General features: G+C 74.5%; 21 protein-coding genes. 13 read left to right on the top strand and 8 right to left on the bottom strand.

The genetic code is table 11. The features are described 5' to 3' along the window. The first annotated feature begins 9 nt into the window (after positions 1–9). Positions 10–948 (top strand): ABC transporter substrate-binding protein, encoded by a 939-nt coding sequence (locus HH311_RS13200; protein WP_312030117.1) that lies wholly within the window; start codon positions 10–12, stop codon positions 946–948. Between the two features lie 48 nt (positions 949–996). Here HH311_RS13200 and HH311_RS13195 read toward each other — a convergent pair whose 3' ends face one another. The 3 genes from HH311_RS13195 to HH311_RS13185 all read right to left on the bottom strand — a co-directional run bounded on the left by HH311_RS13195 (position 997) and on the right by HH311_RS13185 (position 8944). Further along, on the bottom strand, positions 997–1173 hold the full coding sequence (locus HH311_RS13195) for a DUF6104 family protein (RefSeq protein WP_169184129.1): 177 nt from the start codon (positions 1171–1173) through the stop codon (positions 997–999). A gap of 22 nt (positions 1174–1195) precedes the next feature. Continuing rightward, the gene (locus tag HH311_RS13190) at positions 1196–5068 is read right to left on the bottom strand and encodes a multifunctional oxoglutarate decarboxylase/oxoglutarate dehydrogenase thiamine pyrophosphate-binding subunit/dihydrolipoyllysine-residue succinyltransferase subunit (protein ID WP_169184128.1); all 3873 of its coding nucleotides are present in this window, start codon (positions 5066–5068) and stop codon (positions 1196–1198) included. 99 nt (positions 5069–5167) lie between these two features. Beyond that, positions 5168–8944 carry an ABC transporter ATP-binding protein gene (locus tag HH311_RS13185; protein ID WP_169184256.1) on the bottom strand — a complete coding sequence of 1259 codons (3777 nt, stop codon included), beginning with the start codon at positions 8942–8944 and terminating at the stop codon, positions 5168–5170. 416 nt (positions 8945–9360) lie between these two features. Here HH311_RS13185 and HH311_RS13180 point away from each other — a divergent pair, with 416 nt between their 5' ends. The 8 genes from HH311_RS13180 to HH311_RS13145 all read left to right on the top strand — a co-directional run bounded on the left by HH311_RS13180 (position 9361) and on the right by HH311_RS13145 (position 16239). Continuing rightward, entirely contained in the window at positions 9361–10008 is a 648-nt protein-coding gene (locus HH311_RS13180) for a cysteine dioxygenase family protein (protein ID WP_169184127.1), read from the top strand. Continuing rightward, a complete protein-coding gene (locus HH311_RS13175; protein ID WP_169184126.1) occupies positions 10005–10427 on the top strand; it encodes a rhodanese-like domain-containing protein in 423 nt (140 codons plus the stop codon). Before HH311_RS13180 ends, HH311_RS13175 begins: the two co-directional genes overlap by 4 nt. 122 nt (positions 10428–10549) lie before the next feature. Continuing rightward, positions 10550–12235 carry an acyl--CoA ligase family protein gene (locus HH311_RS13170; RefSeq protein ID WP_169184125.1) on the top strand — a complete coding sequence of 562 codons (1686 nt, stop codon included), beginning with the start codon at positions 10550–10552 and terminating at the stop codon, positions 12233–12235. 60 nt (positions 12236–12295) lie between these two features. Further along, positions 12296–12841 (top strand): hypothetical protein, encoded by a 546-nt coding sequence (locus HH311_RS13165; RefSeq protein WP_169184124.1) that lies wholly within the window; start codon positions 12296–12298, stop codon positions 12839–12841. Between the two features lie 116 nt (positions 12842–12957). Continuing rightward, positions 12958–13530: a hypothetical protein gene (locus HH311_RS13160; RefSeq protein ID WP_169184123.1), complete on the top strand. Its 573-nt coding sequence runs from the start codon at positions 12958–12960 to the stop codon at positions 13528–13530. After that, positions 13476–14099, top strand: a complete 624-nt coding sequence (locus tag HH311_RS13155) for a hypothetical protein (RefSeq protein ID WP_169184122.1) — start codon at positions 13476–13478, stop codon at positions 14097–14099. The genes HH311_RS13160 and HH311_RS13155 overlap by 55 nt, the downstream gene beginning before the upstream one ends. A 62-nt stretch (positions 14100–14161) precedes the next feature. Further along, positions 14162–15541, top strand: coding sequence for an MFS transporter (locus tag HH311_RS13150; protein ID WP_169184121.1), 1380 nt, complete (start codon positions 14162–14164; stop codon positions 15539–15541). Between the two features lie 59 nt (positions 15542–15600). Further along, positions 15601–16239, top strand: a complete 639-nt coding sequence (locus HH311_RS13145; protein WP_169184120.1) for a uridine kinase — start codon at positions 15601–15603, stop codon at positions 16237–16239. A 48-nt stretch (positions 16240–16287) separates the two neighbouring features. Here HH311_RS13145 and HH311_RS13140 read toward each other — a convergent pair whose 3' ends face one another. After that, entirely contained in the window at positions 16288–17670 is a 1383-nt protein-coding gene (locus HH311_RS13140) for an FAD-binding oxidoreductase (RefSeq protein WP_169184119.1), read from the bottom strand. 86 nt (positions 17671–17756) lie between these two features. Here HH311_RS13140 and HH311_RS13135 point away from each other — a divergent pair, with 86 nt between their 5' ends. Then, positions 17757–19043: a CoA transferase gene (locus tag HH311_RS13135; RefSeq protein WP_169184118.1), complete on the top strand. Its 1287-nt coding sequence runs from the start codon at positions 17757–17759 to the stop codon at positions 19041–19043. A gap of 66 nt (positions 19044–19109) precedes the next feature. Here HH311_RS13135 and HH311_RS13130 read toward each other — a convergent pair whose 3' ends face one another. Continuing rightward, positions 19110–21035 (bottom strand): glycoside hydrolase family 15 protein, encoded by a 1926-nt coding sequence (locus tag HH311_RS13130; RefSeq protein WP_312030116.1) that lies wholly within the window; start codon positions 21033–21035, stop codon positions 19110–19112. Between the two features lie 84 nt (positions 21036–21119). Between HH311_RS13130 and HH311_RS13125 the strand changes: the two genes are divergently transcribed. After that, positions 21120–21917: a siderophore-interacting protein gene (locus HH311_RS13125; protein ID WP_169184117.1), complete on the top strand. Its 798-nt coding sequence runs from the start codon at positions 21120–21122 to the stop codon at positions 21915–21917. Positions 21918–21960: 43 nt separating this feature from the next. On the opposite strand, the gene HH311_RS13120 is transcribed toward HH311_RS13125, so the two are convergent. From HH311_RS13120 to HH311_RS13110, 3 genes are read right to left on the bottom strand one after another with little or no spacing between them, the layout of a single operon-like run. Beyond that, positions 21961–22821: an alpha/beta fold hydrolase gene (locus HH311_RS13120; RefSeq protein WP_169184116.1), complete on the bottom strand. Its 861-nt coding sequence runs from the start codon at positions 22819–22821 to the stop codon at positions 21961–21963. 2 nt (positions 22822–22823) lie between these two features. Then, on the bottom strand, positions 22824–23243 hold the full coding sequence (locus HH311_RS13115; protein WP_169184115.1) for a hypothetical protein: 420 nt from the start codon (positions 23241–23243) through the stop codon (positions 22824–22826). Continuing rightward, positions 23236–23607, bottom strand: a complete 372-nt coding sequence (locus tag HH311_RS13110) for a hypothetical protein (RefSeq protein ID WP_169184114.1) — start codon at positions 23605–23607, stop codon at positions 23236–23238. The genes HH311_RS13115 and HH311_RS13110 overlap by 8 nt, the downstream gene beginning before the upstream one ends. Positions 23608–23664: 57 nt before the next feature. On the opposite strand from HH311_RS13110, the gene HH311_RS13105 reads away from it, so the two are divergent. Then, the gene (locus tag HH311_RS13105; protein ID WP_169184113.1) at positions 23665–25365 is read left to right on the top strand and encodes an ABC-ATPase domain-containing protein; all 1701 of its coding nucleotides are present in this window, start codon (positions 23665–23667) and stop codon (positions 25363–25365) included. 153 nt (positions 25366–25518) lie between these two features. After that, entirely contained in the window at positions 25519–25677 is a 159-nt protein-coding gene (locus tag HH311_RS13100) for a hypothetical protein (RefSeq protein ID WP_169184112.1), read from the top strand. Positions 25678–25692 lie beyond the last annotated feature (15 nt).

The following is a 25692-nucleotide window of genomic DNA, read 5'->3' as shown; positions in this document are numbered from 1 at the left end:
ACTTCCGGGGTGACGTCCCGCCGCCGTCTGCCGCTCCTCCTCACCGGCCTGTCCGCCGTCCTCGCGCTGGCGCTCACCGCCTGCGGCACCGGCCGGGACACCGATCCGCTCGCCACCTCGCCCGCGCAGCCCACCCCCGAGGACACCGTCCGCGTCGGCTCGGCGAACTTCAGCGAGAACCGGCTGCTCGCGGAGATCTACGCGACCGCGCTGTCGATCAAGGGCGTGAAGGTGGAGCGCCAGTTCGGCATCGGCAGCCGCGAGACCTACTTCCCGGGCCTGCGCGACGCGTCGATCGACCTCGTCCCGGACTACACCGGCAACCTGCTGACCTACCTCGACCCCCAGGCGACGGCGACCGCCCCGGCCGACGTGTACGCCCAGGTCGCCCGGAAGCTGCCGCCGACGCTCGAGGTCCTGCAGCCCAGCACGGCCGAGGACAAGGACGCCGTCGTCGTCACCCGGGCCTACGCGGCGCAGAACGACCTGCGCTCGATCGCCGACCTCGCCCGGCTCTGCCCGACGCTGACCTTCGGCGGCCCGCCCGAGTTCCAGACCCGCCCGTACGGGCTCCCGGGCCTGGCGAGGAACTACGGCTGCACCCCGAAGCAGTTCCGGGCGCTCGACGCCGCCGGCCCCCTCACGGTCGCGGCGCTGCGGGACGGCACGGTGCAGGCCGCGGACCTGTTCACCACCGACGCCTCGATCCCGACCAACGACTTCGTCATCCTCGACGACCCGCGGTCGAACTTCGCCGCCCAGCAGGTGGTGCCGCTGATCAACGCGTCGAAGCTCGCCAACCCGGCGGTCGCCGGCGTGCTCGACGCGGTCTCGGAGAAGCTCGACACCGCGACGCTGACCGACCTCAACCGGCGCCTCGACGGCCCGGACAAGCCCGACCCCGCGCAGGTCGCCCGCGACTGGCTCACCTCGGCCGGGATCGGGTAGGCCGGAGGCCATGTGAACGCTTTTGGTCGTCCCAGCGACCGAAAGTGTTCACATGCTGTCGCTGTCGTCCCGGGCCAGGAAGGTCGCGAACCGGTCGGCCGCGCCGGCGTGCTCGGGGTGGGCGTCGACGAACGCCCGGAGCCGGTCGGCGAGCCAGGCCAGGGAGACCTCCTCCTCGCCGCGCCGGTCCTCGAGCTCCTCGATGCCCCGGTCGGTGAAGTACACCCGACCTACCCCTGCGCCCGGATCACGACTCGATCGCCTCGGCGATGATCGCCTTCTGCTCGACCTCGTGCACCTTCGCGACGCCGGCCGCGGGCGCGGCCATGCGGCGGCGGGAGATGCGGCGCAGGCCCCGCAGCGCCGGGACCTTCTCGGGCAGCATCAGCCCGAGGAACGGCCAGGCGCCCTGGTTGGCCGGCTCCTCCTGGACCCAGGCGACGTCGTCGACGGTGGAGTAGCGGCCGACGATCGCCGAGAGCTCGTCGGGCGAGATCGGGTAGAGCTGCTCGAGCCGCACGATCGCGATGTCGTCGGTCTTCCCGGCCTTCTCTCGCGCGGCCACGAGCTCGTAGTAGAGCTTGCCCGCGCAGAGCAGCAGCCGGGAGGCGCCCGAGGCCTTCGCGGCGTCCGCAAACGTCGGGTCGTCCAGCACCGGGTGGTAGGCGCCGGAGGTGAACTCCTCCACCGGGCTCACGGCGGCCTTGTTGCGCAGCATCGACTTCGGGGTGAAGACGACGAGCGGCCGGCGGACGCCGCCGGTGGTGTGCCGGCGCAGCAGGTGGAAGTAGTTCGCCGGGCTCGACGGCAATGCGACCGTCATCGACCCCTCGGCGCACAGCTGCAGGAACCGCTCGATGCGCCCCGAGGTGTGGTCGGGGCCCTGGCCCTCGTGGCCGTGGGGGAGCAGCAGGACGACGTTGGACGTCTGGCCCCACTTCGCCTCACCGGACGAGATGAACTCGTCGATGATCGACTGGGCGCCGTTGACGAAGTCGCCGAACTGGGCCTCCCAGCAGACCAGCGCGTCGTGGTTGGCCACCGAGTATCCGTACTCGAAGCCGAGCGCGGCGAACTCGGACAGCGCCGAGTCGTAGGGCATGAACTTGCCCTGGTCGGCCGTCAGGTGCCGCAGCGGGACGTACTCCTCGCCGGTGTGCCGGTCGATGAGCACCGAGTGCCGCTGGACGAACGTGCCGCGCCGCGAGTCCTGCCCGGAGAGCCGGACGAGCTTGCCGTCGATGAGCAGCGACCCGAAGGCGAGCAGCTCCGCCCACGCCCAGTCGATGCCCTCGGCGGTGTCGGTGGAGGCGGCTTTGCCGCGCCGCTCGAGCACCGGCTTGACGCGCGGGTGCACCGCGAAGCCCTCGGGGAGGTCGACGAACGCCCGCGCGATCCGCTGGACGACGTCGAGCGGCACCGCGGTCTGCAGGGAGTTCGGCACCGCCTGTTCCCACTCGACCGACGGGCTCGGCTCGATCTGCGCCTTCTCGAGCTCGCGGACCTCGTTGAACACGTGCTCGAGCTGGCTGCCGTAGTCGCGCAGCGCGTGCTCGGCCTCCTCGAGCGAGATGTCGCCGCGGCCGATGAGCGACTCGGTGTAGGTCTTGCGCACCGAGCGCTTGGCGTCGATGACGTCGTACATCTCGGGCTGGGTCATCGAGGGGTCGTCGCCCTCGTTGTGGCCCCGGCGCCGGTAGCAGATCATGTCGATCACGACGTCGGAGTTCCAGCGCTCGCGGAACTCGACCGCCTGGCGCGCCACCCAGACGCAGGCCTCGGGGTCGTCGCCGTTCACGTGGAAGACCGGCGCGTCGATCATCTTCGCGACGTCGGTGCAGTACTGCGAGGAGCGGGTGTGCTCGGGCGCCGTGGTGAAGCCGACCTGGTTGTTGACGATCACGTGGACGGTGCCGCCGGTGCGGTAGCCGCGCAGCAGGGCGAGGTTCAGCGTCTCCGCGACGACGCCCTGGCCGGCGAACGCCGCGTCGCCGTGCATCGCGACCGGCATGACGGTGAAACCGTCCTGGCCCTTGTCGAGCACGTCCTGCTTGGCGCGCACGATGCCCTCGAGCACCGGGTCGACCGCCTCGAGGTGCGACGGGTTGCTGGTCAGCGACACCGTGGTCTCGCCGTCGCCGAACATCCGGAAGAACTTGCCCTCGGCGCCGAGGTGGTACTTCACGTCGCCGGAGCCGTGGGCCTGGCCCGGGTCGAGGTTGCCCTCGAACTCCCGGAAGATCTGCGAGACGGGCTTCCCGACGATGTTGGCGAGCACGTTCAGGCGGCCGCGGTGCGGCATGCCGATGACGACCTCGTCCATCTCGTGCGCCGCGGCCTCGTCGAGGACGGCGTCGAGCAGCGGGATGACGGTCTCGGCGCCCTCGAGCGAGAAGCGCTTCTGCCCGACGTACTTGGTCTGCAGGAACGCCTCGAACGCCTCGGCCGCGTTGAGCTTGGAGAGGATGTACTTCTGCTCCGCGACCGGCACCTTCTCGTGCGGCACCTCGATGCGCTCCTGCAGCCAGGCGCGCTTCTCGGGGTCGAGGATGTGCATGTACTCGATGCCGATGGTGCGGCAGTAGGAGTCGCGCAGCACCCCGAGGATGTCGCGCAGCTTCATCGACTGCCGGCCGGCGAACCCGTCGACGGGGAACTCCCGGTCGAGGTCCCACAGCGTGAGCCCGTGGGTCTGGATGTCCAGGTCGGGGTGCTTGCGCTGCGGGTGGTCGAGCGGGTCGGTGTCGGCCATGAGGTGGCCGCGCGTGCGGTACGCGTCGATCAGCTCGATGATCCGCGCGGTGCGGTCGATCGAGGTCTCGGGGAGGTCCTGGGTCCAGCGGATCGGCTCGTACGGGATGCGCAGCGAGGCGAAGATGTCGTCGTAGAACCCGTCCTCGCCGAGCACGAGGTGGTGGATCCGCCGCAGGAAGTCGCCGGACTCGGCGCCCTGGATGATGCGGTGGTCGTAGGTCGACGTCAGCGTGATGATCTTGCTGATGCCGAGCGCCGCGAGCCGCTCGTCGCTGGCGCCCTGGAACTCGGCCGGGTACTCCATGGCCCCGACGCCGACGATCGTGCCCTGGCCGACGGTCAGGCGCGGCACCGAGTGGTTCGTCCCGATCGTGCCCGGGTTGGTCAGGCTGATCGTGACGCCCGCGAAGTCCTCGGTGGTGAGCTTCCCGGTGCGGGCCTTGCGGACCATCTCCTCGTAGGCGGCCCAGAACTGCGCGAAGTTCAGCTTCTCGCAGCCCTTGAGCGCCACGACCACCAGCGAGCGGGACCCGTCCTTGCCCTGCAGGTCCATCGCGAGGCCGAGGTTGACGTGCCCCGGGTCGACGACGGCGGGCTTGCCCTTCTCGTCGGTCCCGTAGTGGCGGTTCATGTTCGGGAACTCCTGCAGGGCCCGCACCATCGCGTAGCCGAGCAGGTGGGTGAACGAGACCTTGCCGCCGCGGGAGCGCCGCAGGTGGTTGTTGATGACGATGCGGTTGTCGGCCAGCAGCTTCGCCGGCACCGCGCGCACGCTGGTCGCGGTGGGCAGCTCGAGCGAGGCCTGCATGTTCTTGGCGATCGCGTTCGCCGCGCCGCGCAGCGGGCGCACCGTCTCGTCGGCGGCGGCGTCGTCCTGGCTCTTCGCGGGGCTCGTCGACCCGGCGGCGGGCTTGCCCTCGCTGCGCGTCTCGGTGGACCGCGGGGCCGAGGACCCCGACCCGTTGGTCGAGGCCTGCGACGACGAGGCCTGCGACGACTGCGACGAGGCCGGCCGCGGCGTGGACGTGCTGCCGTTGGCGGACGCCCCGCCCGACGACGTCGAGGACCCCGTGCTGCTCCCGTTCGACGCGGCCTGGGAGGAGCTCTCCGACGACGACCCCTGGGCTGCGGTGGACCCGGCCGTCGCGGTGGCCGCCGAGCCGCCCGCCCCGGACGTGCCCGACCCCGTGCTGGCCGAGGCCGCGTTCGCCCCGGCGGCGTTCTCGCCGTCGGACGGGGCGTAGTCGGCGAAGAACTCGTGCCACGCCGCGTCCACCGAGTCCGGGTCCGCCAGGTAGCGCTGGTACATCTCGTCGACCAGCCACTCGTTGGGACCGAACTGGGCTGCCGGGCTACTCGTCGACACGGCTGGAGATCGCCTCAATCTCGTGCGGAAGTGGAAACGGACACCAGGTTAGCGCTCCGTCCGGGCCCCGGTGGCGGGCCTGTCGCCCACTGCACCGGTTCATGCGACGGCGGCGTCGCCCCGGGCGGCGTCGTCGCGTTCGAGGTGCTCCTCGGCGTCGTCGGCGGTGGCCGCGCCGGTGCGCCAGAGCATCGCATAGCGCCCGTCGGCGGCCAGGAGCTCCGCATGGGTGCCCTCCTCGACGATGCGCCCGCCGTGGAGCACGACGATGCGGTCCGCGCGCGCCGCCGTCGCGAGTCGGTGGGCGACGACGAACGTGGTGCGCCGGGCGGCTACCCGGTCTCCCGCGGCGAGCACCGCCGACTCGGTGGCCGGATCGAGCGCGGCGGTGGCCTCGTCGAGCAGCAGCAGGGCGGGGTCGACGAGCTCGGCGCGTGCGAGGGCGACCAGCTGGCGCTGCCCGGCCGAGAGCCCGCCGCCGCGCTCGCCGACCGGCTGGCGGAAGCCGGCGGGCAGCGCGGCCACGACGTCGAGGGCCCCGACCCGCCGCGCCGCCTCCTCGATCTCCGCCGGGTTGGCCTCGGGCCGCCCGTAGGCGATGTTCGAGGCGACGTCGCCCACGAACAGGTGGGCCTCCTGGGGCACCACCCCGAGCCGGTGCCGCAGCCCGGGCAGGTCGTAGCGGCGCACGTCGACGCCGTCGACCAGCACCTGCCCCGAGGTCGTGTCGTAGAACCGCGCCACCAGCTTGACGATCGTCGACTTGCCCGCCCCGGTGGCCCCGACGAGCGCGACGGTCCGCCCCGCCGGGACCGTCAGCGACACGTCGGAGAGCGCCGGGGTCCCGGCGCCCGCTGTGTCGTCCTGCCCCGTCGCTCCGCTCGCCCCGTAGGAGAACCCGACGTCGCGCAGCTCGACGTCGCCGCGCAGCGCCCCCACCGGCACCGGGTGCTCCGGCGCCGGCACCGACGTGGGGGTGCGCAGCAGCTCGGAGATGCGGGTGAGGCCGACGCGCGCCTGCTGGTAGCCGTCGAAGACCTGGGAGAGCTGCTGGACCGGCCCGAAGAACATCGAGAGGTACAGCAGGAACGCGACCAGGATCCCCGACGACAGGTCGCCGCTCGCCACCCGCGCGGCGCCGACGGCGAGCACCGCCGCCTGGGCGAGGTCGGAGAGCAGGTTCGCGCCCGGGAAGTACGTGGCGATCAGCCGCTGGGCCCGCAGGCGGGCGCGGCGGTAGGCGTCGCTGGCGCCGGCGAAGTGCGCGGCCGAGGCCTGCTCGTGGGTGTGGGCCTGGGCGACCCGCAGCCCGGCCACGTTCTCCTGCAGGTCGGCGTTGACCACGCTCACCCGCTCGCGGGCCTCGGCGTAGGCCACCGACGAGAGGCGCCGGAACACCACGGTCGCGACGATCAGGATCGGCATCACCGTGAGCGCGACCAGCGCGAGCTCGAGGTCGGTCACGAGCAGTGCCACCGCCACGCCCAGCACGGTGAGCAGCGCGACGACGGCCTGGGCCAGCCCGGTCTGCAGGAACGACGACAGCGCGTCCACGTCCGTCGTCATGCGCGTCATGATCCGGCCGCCGAGCTCGCGCTCGTAGAAGTCCAGCCCGAGCCGCTGGAGGTGGGCGAAGCTGCGCACCCGCAGCAGGTAGAGCCGGCTCTCGCCGACCCGGGCGGTCAGCACCGTCTGGGCGAACACGACGACCCAGTCCACTCCGACGACGACGAGGCCGATCCCCACCGCGAGCGCCAGGACCGACGGCGCGCGGCCGTTGATCCCGCCGTCGACGGCGAGCCGGGCGAGGGACGGGAACGCGACGGTGGCGAGCGCGTCGACGGCGACCAGTGCGATGACCAGCGCGAACGCCCAGCGCACCGGGCGCAGCAGGCGGCCGAGCCGGAAGCCGGGGTCGGGCGCCGTGGGGTCCTCCCCGTGGAGGTCGGGCCGCTCCCGGGCGGGGGGCAGCGTGGCCAGGGCGGCGCGCATCTCGCGGGAGGAGACGGTGCCGTCGAGGCCCGCCGCGATCGGGTCGGGGGCGCCGCGGTCGCCCGCGGGGGCGTCGGCGTCGGGGTCGACGCCCTCGGGATCCGGCCACAACGACGGCGTCGTCCCGTCCGGGCCCGGGCCCTCGACGGCGTCGATCCGCGCCCGCGTGGGCTGGTCGATGCGCTCGCCGGGCCCGGCGAGCAGCGCCGTGAACAGCTCGCAGCGCGCCGCGAGCTCCTCGGCGGTGCCCACGTCGACGACGTGGCCCTCGTCGAGCACCGCGATGCGGTCGGCGAGGGCGAGGGTGGAGCGGCGGTGGGCGATCACGAGCGTCGTGCGGGCGGCCGTGACCGCCCGCAGCGTCTCGCCGATCGCGGCCTCCGTGGCGGCGTCGACCGCGCTGGTCGCGTCGTCGAGGACGAGCACGCGGGGGTCGTAGAGCAGGGCGCGGGCCAGGGCGACGCGCTGGCGCTGGCCGCCGGAGAGGGTGAGCCCGCGTTCGCCGACCCGGGTGTCGTAGCCCTGCGGCAGGTCGCGGATGAACTCGTCGGCCTGCGCGGCGCGCGCCGCCGCCCGGACCTGGGCGTCGGTGGCGTCCGGGCAGCCGTAGGCGATGTTGGCGCGCACCGTGTCGGAGAAGAGGAACGCCTCCTCGAACACCACGCCGACGGTGCGCCGCAGCGCGGCGAGCGACAGGTCGCGCACGTCGTGGCCGCCCACCCGGACCGCCCCGGCCTGGACGTCGTAGAAGCGGGGGACGAGCAGGGCCACCGTCGACTTCCCGGAGCCCGCGGTGCCGATCACGGCCAGCGTCTCGCCCGGGCGCACCGCGAGCGACACCCCGTCGAGGACCGGCTCGCTGCGGGCGTAGCCGAACCGGACGTCGTCGAGCGCGAGGCCCACCGGGCCGTCGGGCAGCGTCGCCGGCTCCGGGGGGTCGACGATGTCGGGCTGGGAGTCGATGAGCTCGTACACCCGCTCGACCCCCGCCCGGGCCAGCTGCCCGGTGACGACGACCGCGGCCACCATCCGCGCCGGCGCGATGAGCGCCGCGATGTAGGTGGTGAAGGCCAGGAACACGCCGATCGTGATCCGGCCCTCCAGGGCCAGCGCGCCGCCGAGGGCGAACACCACGAGCTGGCCGACCGTCGGCAGCGCGGAGAGCGTGGGCGTCAGCCGCGCGGTGAGGCGCGCCGCGCGCAGCCGCTCGCCGTAGAGCCGGCCGGCGACCGCGGCGAGCCGGGCGGTCTCGCGCTCCTCCTGCCCGAAGCCCTTCACCACGCGGACCCCGGTGACGGCCTCCTCGACGCCCTGCGCGACCTCGGCCGCCCGCTGCTGGGCCGACCACGTCGCCGGGAAGAGGCGCCGGCGCATCACCGTCGTGAACACCAGCGCCACCGGCAGCGTGATCAGCGCCACGACGGTGAGCAGCGGCGAGAGCCAGGCCATGATCACGACGGACACCGCGACCTGCGCGAGCGTCCCCACCGAGTAGGGCACTATCCCGATCAGCCCCTGGACCTGCTGCAGGTCGGAGTTGGCACGCGAGACCACCTGTCCCGTGCGGAGCGCGTCCTGCCGTGGCCCGTCGAGCCGCGAGATCGAGCCGAACACCCGTCGTCGCAGGTCGTGCTGGACCGAGAGCGAGAGGCGGCCACCGAGGTAGCGGCGGGTGAACGCCATCGCGAACTTGACCAGCGCCAGCGCGACGACCGCGGCGACGATCGGCGCGAGACCCGCCGTCGAGCCCTTCACCGCGCGGTCGACCGCCACCGCCACGAGCAGCGGGCCGACCGACTCCAGCCCGACGCCGAGGGTCGAGGCGCCCACCGAGGCGACCGTGAGGCCGCGGTGGCGCCAGCAGTCGAGCGAGAGGCGGCGCACCCAGCCGCGCTCCGGGTCGTCCGGGCGGCTGCGGCCGGGGTCGGGCGCGGTGTCGCGGGGCCGGGTGTCCTCGAGCGGGGGAGCGGTGATCTCGGTGGTTCCGGGGGTGGTGGGGGCCTCGGGGGAGGCGGGGTCGGGCACGCGATCCAGGCTAGGTCGACCCCCCGACGGCCTGCCCGTCGAAGGATCCCCACCCGGTGCTGACGGCCGGGCCCGCGCGTGGTGGAATCAGCGTCGTGACCCGCCGCGAGGAGCTCGACCCGTTCTGGGTGGGCCGGCGTGCGCACGTGTTCGACCAGCGCTGTCGCTGACGACGAGTCCCGTCCCCCCTGCGAGGCCCACGCCCCGGGGGACCTCCTCCCGGCCGCCGGCGCCCGACGACGACGGCCGACGCCCACCCGAGGACCCGTCCCGTCATGACCGCCGTCACGCCCGAGCGCGCCGACACCCCCGTCACATCCGCCACCCCCGACTCGCCCGCGCTCGCCTTCCTGCCCCGCTCGCTCCACGGCGACCGCCGCCGCTGGCACGACGGGCCCACCCCGGTGAGCCTCGCCGACCTCACCACGATCACCCGCCAGGTCGCCGCCGAGGTGGCCGCCGGCCTGCACGAGGTGCGGGTCGACCACACCCACCGCTGGTCGCGCCGCCTGCACGCCGACCCGCACCTCGACGTCTGGCTCATCAGCTGGACCACCGAGCAGGCCGCCGAGCTCCACGACCACGGCGGCTCGATCGGCGCCCTCACCGTCGTCCGCGGCGAGCTCACCGAGTGGCGCTGGACCAGCGGCCGCACCGACGACCAGGTCACCGCCGAGGAGCTCGCGGTGTGCGGGCCGGGCCTGCGCCGCCGCGCGCTCCCGGCCTCCTCCGGGGCGGCCTTCCCGCTCGGGCACGTCCACGACGTGTCCAACCGCCGCCCCGAGCCCGCCGTCAGCGTCCACGCCTACTCGCCGCCGCTCTCGACGATGTCGTACTACGAGGTCGAGCGGGGCACCCTCACGCGGCGCCGCTCCGAGCTGGTGGAGCCCGGCGCGTCCCCCGAGGGAGGCCAGGTCCTGTGACGACGGTCGGCGAGCTGCTGTCGGCGGCCCGCGCCCGGCTGCACCGGCTCGGGCCCACCGAGGCGGCGGCCGCCGTCGCCGACGGGGCCCGGCTGGTCGACATCCGGCCCGGCTGGCAGCGGCTCGCCGAGGGGACCGTCCCGGGCGCCGTCGTCATCGAGCGCAACCACCTCGAGTGGCGCCTCGACCCCACCTCGGACGCGCGCATCCCCGAGGCGGTCGACCACGACGTGGCCTGGGTGGTGCTGTGCTCGGAGGGCTACACCTCCTCCCTGGCCGCCGCCGCGCTACAGGACCTCGGGATCCACCGGGCCACCGACGTCGTCGGGGGGTACCGCGCCTGGGAGGCGGCGGGTCTCACGACGGCGCCGGGCTCGGACGCGCCGCCCGACTATGTGGCTTCGCCTCGTGAGCACTGACTGTCGGTATAGCGACAGTTAGTGCTCACGGGGCCGGAGGCCACCTGGACCGAGAGGCACGACGCGCTCTCGGAGGGTGATCACGCCTTTCCGCTGGTCGCGGGGGCTGCTTGGATCGCGCCATGACGCGCGGTCCCGAGACCTGGATCACCGAACTGACGCCGCTGTCGTTCCTGGCCCGCTCGGCCGGGGTCTATCCCGACAAGACGGCCATCGTCCACGGCGCGGCACGCTGGACCTACGCGGAGTTCGCCCGCGACGCCCAGCGGCTGGCGCGCGGACTGCGCGCGTCGGGGGTGCAGCCCGGCGACCGCGTGGCCTGCCTGCTGCCCAACGTCCCGGCGATGCTGCACGCGCACTTCGGGGTGCCGCTGGCCGGCGCGGTGCTCGTCGCGGTGAACACGCGCCTCTCGGCCGAGGAGGTCCGCTACATCCTCGACCACTCGGGCGCGACGGTCCTCGTCGTCGACTCCGCACTGCGCGGCGTCGTCGACCCGATCCGGGACGACCTGGAGACGGTCCGCGAGATCGTCGTGCACGTGGACGACCAGGGCCCCGACGCCGGCACGACCGTCGAGGACGCCACCTACACCGACCTCCTGGCGCGAGGCGACGACGGCGAGGACCTGCCCTGGGGGGTCGACGACGAGCGGGGCACGATCTCGATCAACTACACCTCGGGCACCACCGGCAAGCCCAAGGGCGTGCAGTACCACCACCGCGGCGCGTACCTGAACTCCCTCGGCGAGATCATCCAGAGCTACCACGACCCGGCGACGGTCTACCTGTGGACGCTGCCGATGTTCCACTGCAACGGCTGGTGCACGCCCTGGGGCATCACCGCGATCGGCGGCACCCACGTCTGCCTGCGCGAGGTCCGCGGCGACGCGATCTGGGGGCTGATCGGCGAGCACCGCGTCACCCACCTCAACGGCGCCCCGACCGTCGTCACGACGATCATGAACGCGGCCGAGGCCCGGACCCTGGACTACGCCCTGGTGGTGACGACCGCGGGCGCCCCGCCGAGCCCGACGACCATCCTCGAGATGGAGAAGATGGGGTTCCGGATCGTCCACGTCTACGGCCTCACCGAGACCTACGGGCCGTACACGGTGTGCCAGTGGCAGGACGACTGGGCGGCGCTGCCCGACACCGAGCGGGCGCGGCTGCAGGCACGCCAGGGCGTCGGGATGATCCAGACCGACGCGGTGCGGGTCGTCGAGGTGCTGGACGAGGCGAGCGGAGCGACGGGGGATGGTGCGGCCGACGTCACCGACTGGGCCTCGGTGGAGCTCGTCGACGTCCCCGCCGACGGCACGACGATGGGCGAGATCGTCATGCACGGCAACAACGTCATGTCGGGCTACTACCGCGACTCGGACGCGACGGCGAAGGCCTTCGCCGGCGGCTGGTACCACTCGGGCGACCTCGGGGTCATGCACCCCGACGGGTACGTGGAGCTCCGCGACCGCGCCAAGGACGTGATCATCTCCGGCGGCGAGAACATCTCGACGGTCGAGGTGGAGCAGGCGGTGCTCTCCCACCCCGCGGTGCTCGAGGCCGCCGTCGTGGGCGTGCCCGACGACCGCTGGGGGGAGCGGCCGAAGGCCTTCGTCATCCTGCGGCAGGGCAAGTCCGTCGAGCCGGACGAGGTCATCGAGCACGTCAAGACCGTGATCGCCCGCTACAAGGCCCCCCGCGACGTCGAGATCGTCCCCGAGCTGCCGAAGACCTCGACCGGGAAGATCCAGAAGTTCGAGCTGCGGGCCAAGGAGTGGGGCGGACAGGAGCAGCGCATCAAGGGCTGACCCTGGCGCTCGGGTCACGGATCGGTAACGATGGCCGCCGTTGACCCGATGGGACCAGTGATGAGCCTTCCGACTGACCCGTTCGCCGCGCCGTCGAGCGGCCCGTTGGCGCTGGACCTCGCGCGTGCCGAGGACGAGGCCCGCGCCGCCGGACCGCGCCGGAGGCGCCGTGCCCTCGCCGTCGCCACCGGCGCCCTGGCGGTCGGCGCGGCCGCCGTCGGGGCGACCCTCGGCACCGCGGGCGCGCCGGACCTGACGTCGTCCGCCTCGTCGGTGGCCCCGGCCGCCGGCGCCGCGGCCACGCTCGCGCCGCCCGCCGTCGGGGCGCCGATCGTGCCGAAGGGCCCGGCCGTCACCACCCGCCCGCAGCCGGCCGCGGACTCGACCACGGTGACGCCGACCCGCCGTCGCGCCGACGTCACGAGCCCCACCCGCCGCGCCGCCGTCACGGACCGGCAGGAGGAGGCCCGGGAGGCGCTCGCCGCGATGCGGGCCCGGGCCGCGCAGCGGTACGAGCAGGCGTGGGAGCAGGCGCTCGAGCGGGCGATGGGCGGCGGTGCCGGGAGGGGCCGCGGTCACGGTCACGGGCACGGCCACGGCCGCTGACGGCACCGCCCCGCCGGGCACGCATGGCCCGCCCCGGTGCGGGGAACGCACCGTCGACCGTGCACCATGCACCCAGCGCCGCCCCGGCCGGTGGGGCAGGACAGGAGCCCGTACCCGTGAGCGAGCAGTTCGCCGAGCACGCCGACTTCGTCGTCGACAACGACACGTCCGCCCTCGACGAGGAGCCGTCGGTCATCCTCGACGAGGACCGGATCGACACCGACCCGCTCGAGGACGGCATGGACACCGCCGAGGGCTACAGCCGCGACATGCGGCTCGGCGGCACCCGCGAGTCCGAGGAGGAGCGGGACACCCTGGCCTACCGGATCCCGCAGGAGGAGCCCGACGTCACGGCCGAGGAGCCCCCGGCGCGGCCCGTCGCGGCCACCCCGGCGATGGACCTCGACGAGTCCGTCGACGACCCCGCGAACGCCGTCGACGGCGTCGGGGACTTCGGCACCACGGGGGCCCCGGTGGCCGACCCGCTCGACCCCGACGGTGCCGTCGAGGCCGAGACGCTGACCGACGGCGGCGGCGAGGTCGAGCTGGGCGTCCCGTCGGAGCCCGGCGCCGCGGAGCCGACCGGACTGCCGACCGACGACTCGTACGGCGAGGCCGCACGGGTCGACCGCGAGTGGCCGACCGAGGGCGCCGAGGCGCAGGCGCTCCACGTGGAGCAGGAGAGCTGACCCTGACCGCGATCCCGGCCGTCCTGCGCGACCGCCGCCTCCTGCTGGGGGCGGCGGGGCTGGCCGTCGTGCTCGTCGTGTTCGCGGCGGGCGCGCTGGTCGGCGGGTGGCGGCCGTTCTCCTCCGAGCCCGAGGTCTACACGTTCGGTCCGGGCGGCGACATCCCGACGTTCGAGCTGTTCGACGGGCAGTGCGCCAGCGGGAAGCTGGGCGACGGCGCGGTCTACGGCAGCGGGACCGACACGCCCTGCGGGGACCCGCACGACGTCGAGGTCGTCGGGACGGCGACGCCGCTCAACGAGAGCCGGCAGGTCATCTACCCCGGCGCGGAGGCGCTGGCCGACTTCGGCCGGGCGTTCTGCGCGATGGTCGTCTCCTCCGGGGAGGTCGCCCAGAACGCGAGCGGCGTCGACCGCTCCGACCTCCGGGTGGCGGCGATCGTCCCGGGGGAGGCCGCCTTCGATGCGCCGAACGGTCCTGACACGGGGTCATCCGGCGGACGCCTGGTGTCCTGTCTCATCACCCGGGCGGACGGACAGAAGTTGACGGATCGCTTCTCGGTGATCTGACCGTTCCGTTGGGTGACGTCCGGTCTTGCCCGGATCGGGTGTGATGAGCATCATTCCCTGCCATGGCGAGCAACGCGGACGCCCCGGACCTGTCCGACCCGGCGATTCGACGGCGGGTCAAGCGACGCGCCGTCGTCGCGAGCACCGTCGGCACCACCATCGAGTGGTACGACTTCTTCCTCTACAACACCGCGGCGGCGCTGGTCTTCGGCCCGCTGTTCTTCAACAACTCCGAGTCCGGCGGCGTCCTGCTGGCGTTCTCGACCCAGTTCGTCGGGTTCGCCGCCCGGCCGATCGGCGCGGCGATCTTCGGGCACTACGGCGACCGGATCGGCCGCAAGTACTCGCTGGTCGTCACGCTGCTGCTCATGGGTGGGGCGACGGTGCTCATCGGTTGCCTGCCCACCTACGCCACGATCGGGATCTGGGCGCCGATCCTCCTGACGGTGCTGCGGGTGGTGCAGGGCATCGGGGTCGGCGGCGAGTGGGGCGGCTCGGTGCTCATGTCGATGGAGTGGGGCCACCGCCGCCAGCGGGGGCTCATGGCGGCGTGGCCGCAGGCCGGCGTGCCGATCGGGCTCGCGCTGGGCACCGCGGTCGTCTACTTCTTCTCGGGGCCCGGCTTCCTCGCCGGCGGGTGGCGCTGGCCGTTCATCGCCTCGATCGTGCTCATCGGCATCGGCCTGTTCGTCCGGCTGACGGTGCTCGAGTCGCCGGCGTTCGCGGCGCTGCGCACCCGGGGCGCCGTCGCCAAGCTGCCGCTGGTCGACACCTTCAAGTACCAGTGGCGCGACGTGCTCAAGGCGATGTTCGTGCGCACCGCCGAGCAGGCGCCGTTCTACCTGTTCACCTCGTTCGTGCTGGTCTACGGCACCAAGCAGCTCAAGCTGGGGCAGTCCCAGCTGCTGCTGTACCTCATCATCGCGGCACTGATCGGGATCGTCTCGGTGCCGTTCTTCGGCTGGCTCTCCGACAAGCTGGGCCGTCGGGTGGTCTACGGCGCCGGGGTGGTGCTCACCGGCCTCTACGCCTTCCCGTACTTCCTGCTGCTCGACACCCGGGTCCCCGGGCTCGTCATCCTCGGGATGATCCTCGGCCTGATCTTCCACGACATGATGTACGGCCCGCAGGCGGCGCTGATCTCCGAGAGCTTCGGGACCGGGGTGCGCTACACCGGGGCCGGCCTGGGCTACCAGCTCGCGTCGGTCATCGCGGGCGGCCCCGCACCGTTGATCGCCGCCGCCATCCTCGCCGCGACGGGGAGCTTCTTCTGGATCGCGATCTACATCATCGCCTGCGCGGTGGCCTCGCTGATCGCCCTGTCGCTCATGCACCCGCGGCCCCCGGACGAGGACGACGAGCACTCCGAGGAGGGCGCACCGGTCCCCGTCATGTCGGGGGAGACGGGGCGGCTCGGCGACGGGCCGGTCGCCCAGGCCTGAGCCGGGTCGCCGGGGCCCGGGCCGGGTCCTCGGGGGCCGGCGGTGGGATCCTGGGGGCGATGACCCGCCCCCCGATCCGCCCGCTGACCCCCGACGCCCTGCTCGACGAGCTCGCCGAGGCGATCCACGCGCGAGGGGTTCCCGACGCCGGGTCGGTGCGGGTCCTCGTCGACGGGGCCGCGGCCGCGCGGCCGGACCGGTGGGCCGACGGACTCGTCGAGCGGCTGCGGGGTCTCTCGCGGGCGGTGCTGCGGGTGTCGGCCTGGGACTTCCTGCGCCCGGCGTCGCTGCGCCTCGAGCGGGGCCGCACCGATCCCGACGCGTTCTACGACGACTGGCTCGACGCCGGGGCGCTGGTCCGTGAGGTGCTCGCCCCGGCGGCGGCCGGTCGTCCGGTGCTGCCGCGGCTGTGGGACGTGGAGACCGACCGCGCGGTCCGGGCCGCCCGGGTGGACCTCCCGCCGGGCGGGGTGCTGCTGGTGGACGGGCCGCTCCTGCTCGGGCGCGGGCTGCCGGCCGAGCTCGAGGTGCACGTGTCGCTCTCCGCCGGGGCGCTCGCCCGGCGGACCCCCGAGCCCGACGCCTGGACGCTGCCCGCCTACGCCCGCTACGTCGAGGAGGTCGACCCGGGGGCGCTGGCGGACCTCGTGGTGCTGGCCGACCACCCGGACCGCCCGGCGCTGCAGACCCGGGAGTGAGTCAGCGGTGTCGCATCGCAGACGCTCAACGTCTGAAACGCCACACCGTCAGACCGGCCCGCATCCCGGGTTCAGCAGCCCGTCCGGGTCGAGCGCCGCCCGGACCCGGCGCATGGTGGTCAGCGCTCCCGGGTCGGCGAGCTCCGCCAGCGCGCCGGCCTTGGCCCGCCCGACCCCGTGCTCGCCCGACACCGCCCCGCCCAGCGCCACCCCCGCCGCGAGCACCTCGTGCAGCGTCGCGTCGAGGGCCGCCGCGTGGCCGTCGCCGCCGGGGCCGAAGACCGCGAAGTGCACGTTCCCGTCGCCGGCGTGCCCGCACCCGAGCACCCGCGTGCCGTGGCGCTCCCCGATCTCCCGGGACCGCCCGATGAACTCCGCCATCGCCGATCGCGGCACGACGACGTCGACCACCTCGTCCGCCCCCCGCGCCTTGATCGTCCAGAACGCCTGCTCGCGGGCCTCGACGAGCCGCCGGGCCGACCCCTCGGGCAGGACGTAGACGTCGGGGGCGCCGGCGTCGGTGAGCAGCTCGCCGAGCTCGGCGAGGTCCTCCTCCACCCGCTCGGCCCGCCGCCCGACCAGCTCGACGACGAGGTACGCGTCCGCCCCGGCGCGGACCTCGTCGGGCACGCCCAGCGCGAGGTCGGCGGCCGCGCAGATCGCATCCATCGTCGGGTCGTCGAGGTACTCGCACAGCGCGGGGGCGAGACCGCTCCCGACGACGCGGGCCACGGCCGCCGTCGTCGTCGGGAGGTCGGCGAAGGGGGCGAGCACCGTGCGGCGCACCGGGAGGTGGGGCTGGAGCCGGACGGTGACCTCGGTGACCAGCGCGAGCGTGCCCTCGGAGCCGACGAGCAGCTGGGTGAGGTCGTAGCCGGCGGAGACCTTGGCGAGCCGCCCTCCGGTGCGCACGACGGTGCCGTCGGCGAGCACCGCCTCCAGCCCGACGACGTGGGCCCGCGTCACCCCGTACCGGACGGCGTGCATGCCGCCGGCGTTGGTCGCGACGGTGCCGCCGAGGCTCGCGCTCTGCTCGCCGGGCCGCACCGGATAGGTGAGGCCGTGCTCGCGGGCGGCCGCGTCGAGCTGCGCGAGCGACACCCCGGGCTCGACGACGGCGACGTGGTCGGTCGTGTCGATCGCGCGGATCGCGGTCATGCGGTCGAAGGCGACGACGACGGCGCCGTCGGGCGCGTTCGCGCCGCCGGAGAGCCCGGTGCCGGCGCCGCGGGCGACGAGCGCGGTGTGCGTCGCGCGGGCGGCGTCGACGATCCCGACGACGTCGGCCGTGCTGCCGGGCCGGACGACGACGGCCGGGGTGCCGTGTCCGACGGCGAGGGCCTCGTCGTGGGCGAGCTCCGGGCTCGCGGTGCCGTCGAGGACGTGCTCGGCCCCGACGACGGCGACGAGGCGCTCCCGGAGATCGCTCATGGCCCCACCTTCGTGCACGCCCTCTTCTGTGCAAGCGGAGCGTCGTTGCTTGCGTCCAGTGGCAGGAAATCCACATCCTCGTGCCCGTGGACGAGCCCCGCGACGCCGCCGTGCGCGACCTCTGGTCCCGGCTGGACACCGCGGCGCCGCCGCCGGAGCCGACCTGGCGCGGGACGTCGACGGGGCTGTCGTCGCCGCTGCCCGTCGACGCGCTGGCCCAGGCCTCGGTGGCGACGGCGGCCGGGGCGGCGTCACTGCTGCGCGGGGCACCGACGCCGGAGCTCGACGCGGCCCGGGTCGGCAGCTCCTTCCGCGCCGACCAGCTGCTGCGGATCGACGGCGAGGCCCCCGGCGGGTTCGCGCCGCTGTCGGGGTTCTGGCGGGCGGGTGACGGCTGGGTCCGGACGCACGCCAACTACCCCCACCACCGGTCCCGGCTGCTCGCCGCGCTCGGGGTCCCCGACGACGCCGGCCCGGACGACCTCGCCGCCACTCTCGCCGCCCGCCCGGCCCTCGAGGTCGAGGAGGTCGTGACAGCGGCCGGTGGCATCGCGGTGGCCGTCCGGGACCGGACCACGTGGTCGTCGTCGGCGCCCGGCCGCGCCGTGGCCGCCGAGCCGCTGGTGACGGTGTGGCGCCCCGGGGTCCCCGCGGCCGGCGTCGCCGGTGGGTTCCGCGTCCTCGACCTCACCCGCGTCATCGCCGGACCCGTCGCGACCCGCACCCTCGCGCTGGCGGGCGCCGACGTGCTGCGCGTCGACCCGCCGCACCTGCCCGAGGTGCCCGCCCAGCAGGTCGACACCGGCCTCGGCAAGCGCACGACGGTCCTCGACGCCGCCGATCCCCGGCTGCGCGCCCTGGCCGACACCGCCGACGTCGTCGTCACCGGCTACCGGCCCGGCGCTCTCGACCGCTTCGGGCTCGCTCCCGAGGACCTGCTCGCGCGGCGGCCCGAGCTCGTCGTCGTCCGGCTCGACGCGTGGGGCTGGACGGGGCCGTGGGCCGGGCGGCGCGGGTTCGACAGCATCGTGCAGGCGGCGTCGGGGGTCGCCGTGGCGCACGCCCGCGAGGATGGGCGGCCCGGCGCGCTCCCCGCCCAGGCCCTCGACCACGCGACCGGCTACCTCGCCGCCGCGTCTGCGCTCCTCGGCCTGGCCGAGCGCCCGACCCGCGGGGGGTCGATCCGGGAGCTGGCGCTGGCGCGCACGGCGGAGTGGCTGTGGGCCCACCCGGAGCTCGGCACCGCGGCTCCGCCGGTCGGGCCGGTCACCCGGTCCCTCGGCCGCGTCGAGGTGCCGCCGCCGGTGTTCGGCGGACAGTGGGCGGGCCCGGCTCACGAGATCGGCGCCGACGACCCGGTCTGGGCGCCCTGACGATGCGGCTTTTCTGCCACTGGATGCAAGCAACGACGCTTCGCTGGCATCCCGACACCGCGACCCCTACCGCCGGGCCGCCTTCTTCTCCGCCCGCACGATGTTCATCACCGCCTGGATGAGCCCGAGGTGCGTGAACGCCTGCGGGAAGTTGCCCAGATGTCGCCCCGAGTGCGGGTCGATCTCCTCGGCGTAGAGGTGCAGCGACGACGCCGAGGCCAAGAGCTTCTCGCACAGCGCGGTCGCGCGGTCGACCTCACCGATCACCGCGAGCGCCGACACCAGGGCGAACGAGCAGATCGTGAACGTGCCCTCCTCCCCGGAGAGCCCGTCGTCGGTGTCCTCCACGAGGTAGCGCAGCACGAGGTCGTCGGTCGTGAGTTCGTCGGCGATCGCGAGCACCGTCGCCCGGCACCGTGGATCCTCCGGCGACAGGAACCCGACGATCGGCATGAGCAGCAGCGACGCGTCCAGCGCCGTCGTCGCGTAGTGCTGGCAGAGCACGCCGCGGGAGTCGACGGCGTTCGCCAGCACGTCGTCGCGGATCTCGGCCGCCGCCCGCGCCCACCGGTCCTCGCGCTTGGCGTCGCCGCGCAGCGCCGCCAGCCGGGCGCCCCGGTCGGCCGCGAGCCAGCAGGCGATCTTCGAGGTGGTGAAGTGCTGCGGCTCGCCGCGCACCTCCCACGGCCCGCGGTCGGGTCCGCGCCAGTTCTCCAGCGCCGCCTCGACCTGGGTCACGACGATGCGCCACAGGCGGTCGTCGAGCCGGTCGCGGCTGCGGACGTACTGGTAGATCGCCCCGACCGCGGCGCCCCAGACGTCGTGCTGCGCCTGGTCGTACGCACCGTTGCCGATGCGCACCGGGTAGGCGCCCTCGTAGCCGTCGAGGTGGGCGAGCACCTCCTCGTCGAGCCGCGACCGCCCGTCGACGCCGTACATGATCTGCAGGTGCCCGGCGGCGGCCTCGGCGGCCTCGGCGACGAAGTAGAAGAAGTCGTTGGCCTCCCAGTCGAACCCCAGCGCGTACAGCGCCCACAGGGCCAGCGCCGAGTCGCGGATCCAGGAGTAGCGGTAGTCCCAGTTGCGCTCGCCGCCCGGGGTCTCGGGCAGCGACGTCGTCGCCGCGGCCGCGATCGCCCCGGTCGGCGCGAACGTCAGGCCCTTGAGCGTGAGGGCCGAGCGCTGTAGGTAGGGCAGCCAGCGGTGGTCGGGGAAGTCGCCGCGGTCGAGCCAGTGCCGCCAGTGGTGCTCGGTCCAGGTCAGCCGGTCCAGGGCCTCGTCGACCGTCGCCGGCGGGGCGTGCTCGCTCCACGAGAGCGCGAAGTAGCGCCACTCGCCTTCCTTGATCAGCGTCCGCGACGTCGCGTGCGCGCCCTCGAACCCGACGTTGGTGTCGGTCGTGAGCAGCAGCGCCGGACCGTCCTCGGGACCGCCGACGGCGCGCGCCGTCCGGTACCCGCCGTCGGGATACGACCACTGCGCCGGCGTCCGCCCGTAGTCGAACATCGGCGCGCACTCCATGCGCAGCTGCACCTGCCCCGACAGGCAGCGCGCGACGCGGAGCAGCACGTGGTCGGCGTCGTAGTCCGTCGGCGCCCGCATGTGCGACCCGGACCGCTCGCCCTCGTGGTGCCACGGCCCCATGAGCAGGACGTCGAGCACCTGCAGCCAGCCGGTCCGCGTGCACCACGTCGTCTCGAGCACCATCGTCCCGGGAACGTAGCGCCGGGCGGCCGGCACGTCGACGCCGTCCGGCGAGACCCGGAAGGTGCCCGCGTCCCGGTCGAGGACGGCGCCGAAGACGCTGGGGGAGTCCATCCGCGGCAGGCACAGCCACTCGACGGCGCCGTTGGGCGCGACGAGCGCGGTGGTCTCGCAGTCGGAGAGGAAGCCGTAGTCGGCGATCGGCGGGAACGGGCTCGCCACGAGGCGCGGGATGCGGTCCGCCGAGATCTCCGGGCCGGCCGCGGCGCCCGTCTGCTGTGCCGTCACGAGCCGGGATGCTGCCCTACTCCCGTGGCGGCCGGGTTCCGGGTCCGCGACATCGGGCGAACACCCGCCGTTAGCGTGACGGCCATGGTGGTCCGCAACGCCCCCGTCCTCACGCAGGTCGCGCACGACGTCGACCCGGTGCGGGTCGAGGTCCTCGACGCGACCGACGTGACGCCGCGGATGCGCCGGGTGCGGCTGCGGGCGACGACGGCCGGTGCGGTCGCCGCGCTCCCGCTCACCGGCCCGACCGACCACGCCAAGCTCTTCTTCCCCCTCGAGCCCGGCGGCGAGCCGGACCGCCCGGAGATCGGCCCCCGCGGGCTCGTCGCGCCGCCGCCGGGCCGCCCGCGCCCCTATCGCGAGTACACCCTCCGGTCACGGGACGACGACGAGCTCGAGATCGACTTCGTGCGCCACGGGTCCGGCCTCGCGGGCCGCTGGATCGAGGACCCGGCCGGGGCGCTGTGGCTCTACGGGCCGCGCTCCTCGCTGGCCGCCGAGCCCCGCGACTGGTACCTGCTCGGCGGCGACGAGACCGCGCTGCCGGCGCTCACCCGGTGGCTCGCGCACCTCCCCGCCGGCGCGTCCGGGCTGGCGCTGATCGAGGTCGCCGACGCGGGCGAGGAGCAGGACCTGGCCGCGCCGCCCGGCGTCGGGATCCGGTGGCTGCACCGCGACGGCGCCGAGCCGGGCACGACGACGCTGCTCGGCGACGCCGTCGCCGCCTGGGAGCGGCCCGGGGGCGAGGGGCTGGTGTGGATGGGGGCCGAGGCGTCGGCGCTGCGCCCGGTGCGGCGGCGGCTGCGCGACCTGCTGCCCACCGAGTGGATCGACCTCGACGGCTACTGGCGCCGCGGGGTCGAGGGGACCGGGCTGGGCTGACGCCCATGTGAACGGATTTCGTCGTCCTGACGACCACATCCGTTCACATGAGCGCAGCTCTGAGCCGCTCGGCGAACGCCGTCGCCTGCCCGGGCCAGTGGGCGTCCTCGGCGCTGAACCCACCATGACCGCCGGGGAACACCACCGGCTCCTGGTCGAGCCGCGCCGCCAGCTCGACCGCCACTCGGCCCGGGAACACGCCGGCCGACTCCTCGCCCACCGCGAGGACGATCCGCGTCGGCGCCGCCGCCAGCGCGCCGAGGTCGACCCGGTAGCGCACCACCGGCAGCGAGCGTGCGGACAGGAGCGGGTCGTCCCGGCGGCCGTCGTCCTCGGGCGGCATCCCGAGGGCCGCCGGGTCCGGGAGCGGCTGCGCGAGGAACTCCGCGGTGAACTCGCCCACCCACGTCGTCATGCCGACGAAGGCGGCCATCCCCGCCCCCCAGCCGCGCTGCTCGTACGTCTCGCGCACCCGGTCGTACGCCCGGGTCGCGACCTCGGCGTCGGGCAGCGGGCCGAAGAGCGGCGGCTCGTGGGCGACCAGCGTGGCGACGTCGTCGGGGAACGCCGTCACCCAGGCCAGGCCCGTCACCGCGCCGCCGCTGGAGGCGAACACGTCGACCGGGCCGGTGCCGAGCTCGGCGACGAGCGCGTGCAGGTCCCGCGCCTGCACCTCGGGGTCGCTGTCGGTGCGCCCGTCGTGGCGGACGCTGCGCCCGAGGCCGCGCGGGTCGTAGGTGACGACGGTGCGGTCGCCGAGGTGGGACGCCAGGGCGCGGAAGCCCGAGGCGTCCATCGGCTGGCCGATCAGCAGCAGCGGCGGTCGTCCGTCGGCGGGCGGGAGGGGGCCGGCGACGTCGTGGACGAGGTCGACCTCGGCGGTCGCGAGGGTGCGGGTCTGCACGGTCAGGACTCCCGCACGCGGAACAGCCAGATCAGCCCGAGCACCGGGAGGATCAGCGGGACGTAGCCGTAGCCGCTGCCGAAGTCGCTCCAGACCGTGGCGTCGGTGAAGTCCTGCGGGGCGAGGACGGTGAACAGGCCGATCCCGACCACGCCGATCAGCTCGATCCACACCGCGGTGAGCGCGAGCGTCCGGCGCCGGCGCCCGATCGCGACCGCGGCCACGATGTAGACCGCCGCCGAGAACGCCGAGAGCACGTAGGCCAGCGGGGCGACGTGGAACTGGACCGCGAGCTGGAACACCGCCCGCGCGCCGGCCGAGATCGCGAAGATCACGTAGACGACGAGCAGGACGACGCCGGGGCCGCTGTTGATGCGGCGGGGCGCGGTGGCGGTCGCCCCCTCGGACGACGGGTCAGACACGGGTCGCCTCCCAGACCTGGGTGGTGCGCAGCACGAGCACGGCCAGCGTGACCCCCGCGATCGCGAGCACGATCGAGCCGTACCGCGTCCGCTCCTGGTACGCGAGCGCGGCGCCGACCGGCAGCGCGATGACCAGCGCGATGAGATATCCGACGATCTCCGCGACGGCTCCGCCGGTCCGCCCGCCCTGGACGACGAGCAGCACGACGGCCAGCAGCGCCTGGAGCAGCGCGACGACCTCGATGACCAGCAGCGCGAGCCGGTGGTGGTACGTCGGCGCCTGGTCCACGACCGCCGACACACCGCACCACAGCGCCCAGGCCAGGGCCGCGACGCCGAGCACCCAGGCGAGCGGGATGATCACCCCTCCATCCTCCCACCGCGGACATGTCCGGCGGGCACGTCGGGCACCCTCCCCGCCATGCCCCGGGACGACCTCGCCGCCACCCTGCGCTCGCTCGACGGCCAGAGCTACGGCCGCTACAGGTCGCTGTCCGGGGACTGGCCGCTCGGCTCCGGCGCGACGTTGACGGTCGTCCGCGTCCAGGCCGACCCGTTCGCCCCGCCGTCGCGGATCCGCGTGCGGCTGCCCGACGCCGCACCCACCGAGCTGACGACGACGCCCGACCGCCGGCGGGCGCTGTCGGGCTTCCTCCTCCGCCGGCTGCGCCGCGCGCTGCGGGGCACACCGGTGCACGTCGACGCCGGGGGACCCGAGGTCCTCGAGCGCAGCGCCGGCCGCGTCGAGGCCGACGGCACCGTCACCGTGGAGCTCGGCGTGCCCATGCCCGGGCCCAAGCGCCGGATCCTCGGCCGCGAGGCGGCGACGCTGCTCGGCGAGACGCTCCCGGCCGCCGTCGCGCAGCTGCGGTGGGAGGGCTTTCCCGACGACGACCGCCGCGCGGCCCGCGAGTTCGTCACCACCGTGGAGGACGCGGTCGCGCTGCGCGCGGCGCTCGCCGAGCGCCGGCTCGTCGCGTTCGTCGCCGACGGCGCGGTCCTCCCGCGGCGCTCCGGGGTGGACGACCACCCGCTGGAGGGCGCGACCCCGTTCGCGTCGCCGGAGTCGTTGCGCGTCACGATCCCGACGCCGAACGCGGGCGACGTGACCGGGCTCGGGGTCCCGGAGGGCGTCACGCTCATCGTCGGGGGCGGCTACCACGGCAAGTCGACGGTGCTGCGCGCGATCGAGGCGGGGGTGTACGACCACCAGCCCGGGGACGGCCGCGAGCGCGTCGTGGCCCGCGACGACGCGGTCAAGGTGCGGGCCGAGGACGGCCGCAGCGTCGTGCGCACCGACGTCTCGGCGTTCGTGACGCACCTGCCCTCGGGCCAGAGGGGTGAGACGCTGCCGACCGACGACTTCTCGACGACGAACGCCTCGGGCTCCACCAGCCAGGCCGCCTCGATGGTGGAGGCGGTCGAGGCCGGTGCGGGCGTGCTGCTGGTCGACGAGGACACCTCGGCCACCAACATCATGATCCGCGACGGGCGGATGCAGCAGCTCATCGCGACCGAGCCGCTGGTGCCGTTCGTGGAGCGCATCCGCCCGCTGCACGCCGAGCGCGGCGTCTCGTCGGTGCTGGTCATGGGCGGGTCGGGCGACTACCTCGAGGTCGCCGACACGGTGATCATGATGGACTCGTACGCCTGCCGGGAGGTGACCGGGCGGGCCCACGAGATCGCCGCCCAGGGCCGGACGCGCGCGGTGGAGCACTCCGGGTTCCCGCCGGTGACCCGCCGCGTGGTCGACCCGTCGTCGTTGGACCCGACCGGACGGCAGGGCAAGCGCCGGGTCACCGCCCGCGGGGTCGACACGCTGACGTTCGGGGAGGACGACGTCGACCTGTCCGCGGTCGAGCAGATCGTCGACCGGTCACAGGTGACGGGCATCGGGCGGGCGCTCGCGCTGCTGGGCGAGGGCGTGCTCGACGGGACGATCCCGCTCGGGGAGGGCCTCGACCTGCTCGACGCCGAGCTGGGTCGCGCCGGGGTCGACGCGCTGCTCGGCGGCGGGCGCGACGCCACCGACCTCGCCGTGCCGCGTCGTCACGAGGTCGCGGCGGCGCTCAACCGGTTGCGCACGGTGAAGGTCCGCGAGCTGCTGCGTGGTGCACCGTGAGCGATCGGCGAGGTGGCACTCGGTGTCGCACTACGCCGAAAGAGTGATGCTCGGCGGTAACTTGTCGCTCAGCGTGGCCTCGGCTGCTCGGGACTGCCATCCTCCGGCCAGTGAGGGCCCGGGGGCGGGCCGGCCGACGAGTGGGGGACCGAGTTGGACGCCGAGCGGACGATCGCCACGGACGTGCTGCGCTGGCAGGCCTACCGGGCGGCCCTCGCCGCGTGGGCCGACTCGATGGACCGGGCGCCGATCGCGATCCCGGAGCAGCGGCGCTCCCCGGAGGACGGGACGCCGCGGCGGGTGCCGCGGTAGGACCCGTCGTCGGGC

It is taken from the genome of Actinomycetospora sp. TBRC 11914, assembly GCF_012933465.1.
Lineage (GTDB): Bacteria > Actinomycetota > Actinomycetes > Mycobacteriales > Pseudonocardiaceae > Actinomycetospora.
This window is presented reverse-complemented; position numbering and strand designations above follow the sequence as displayed.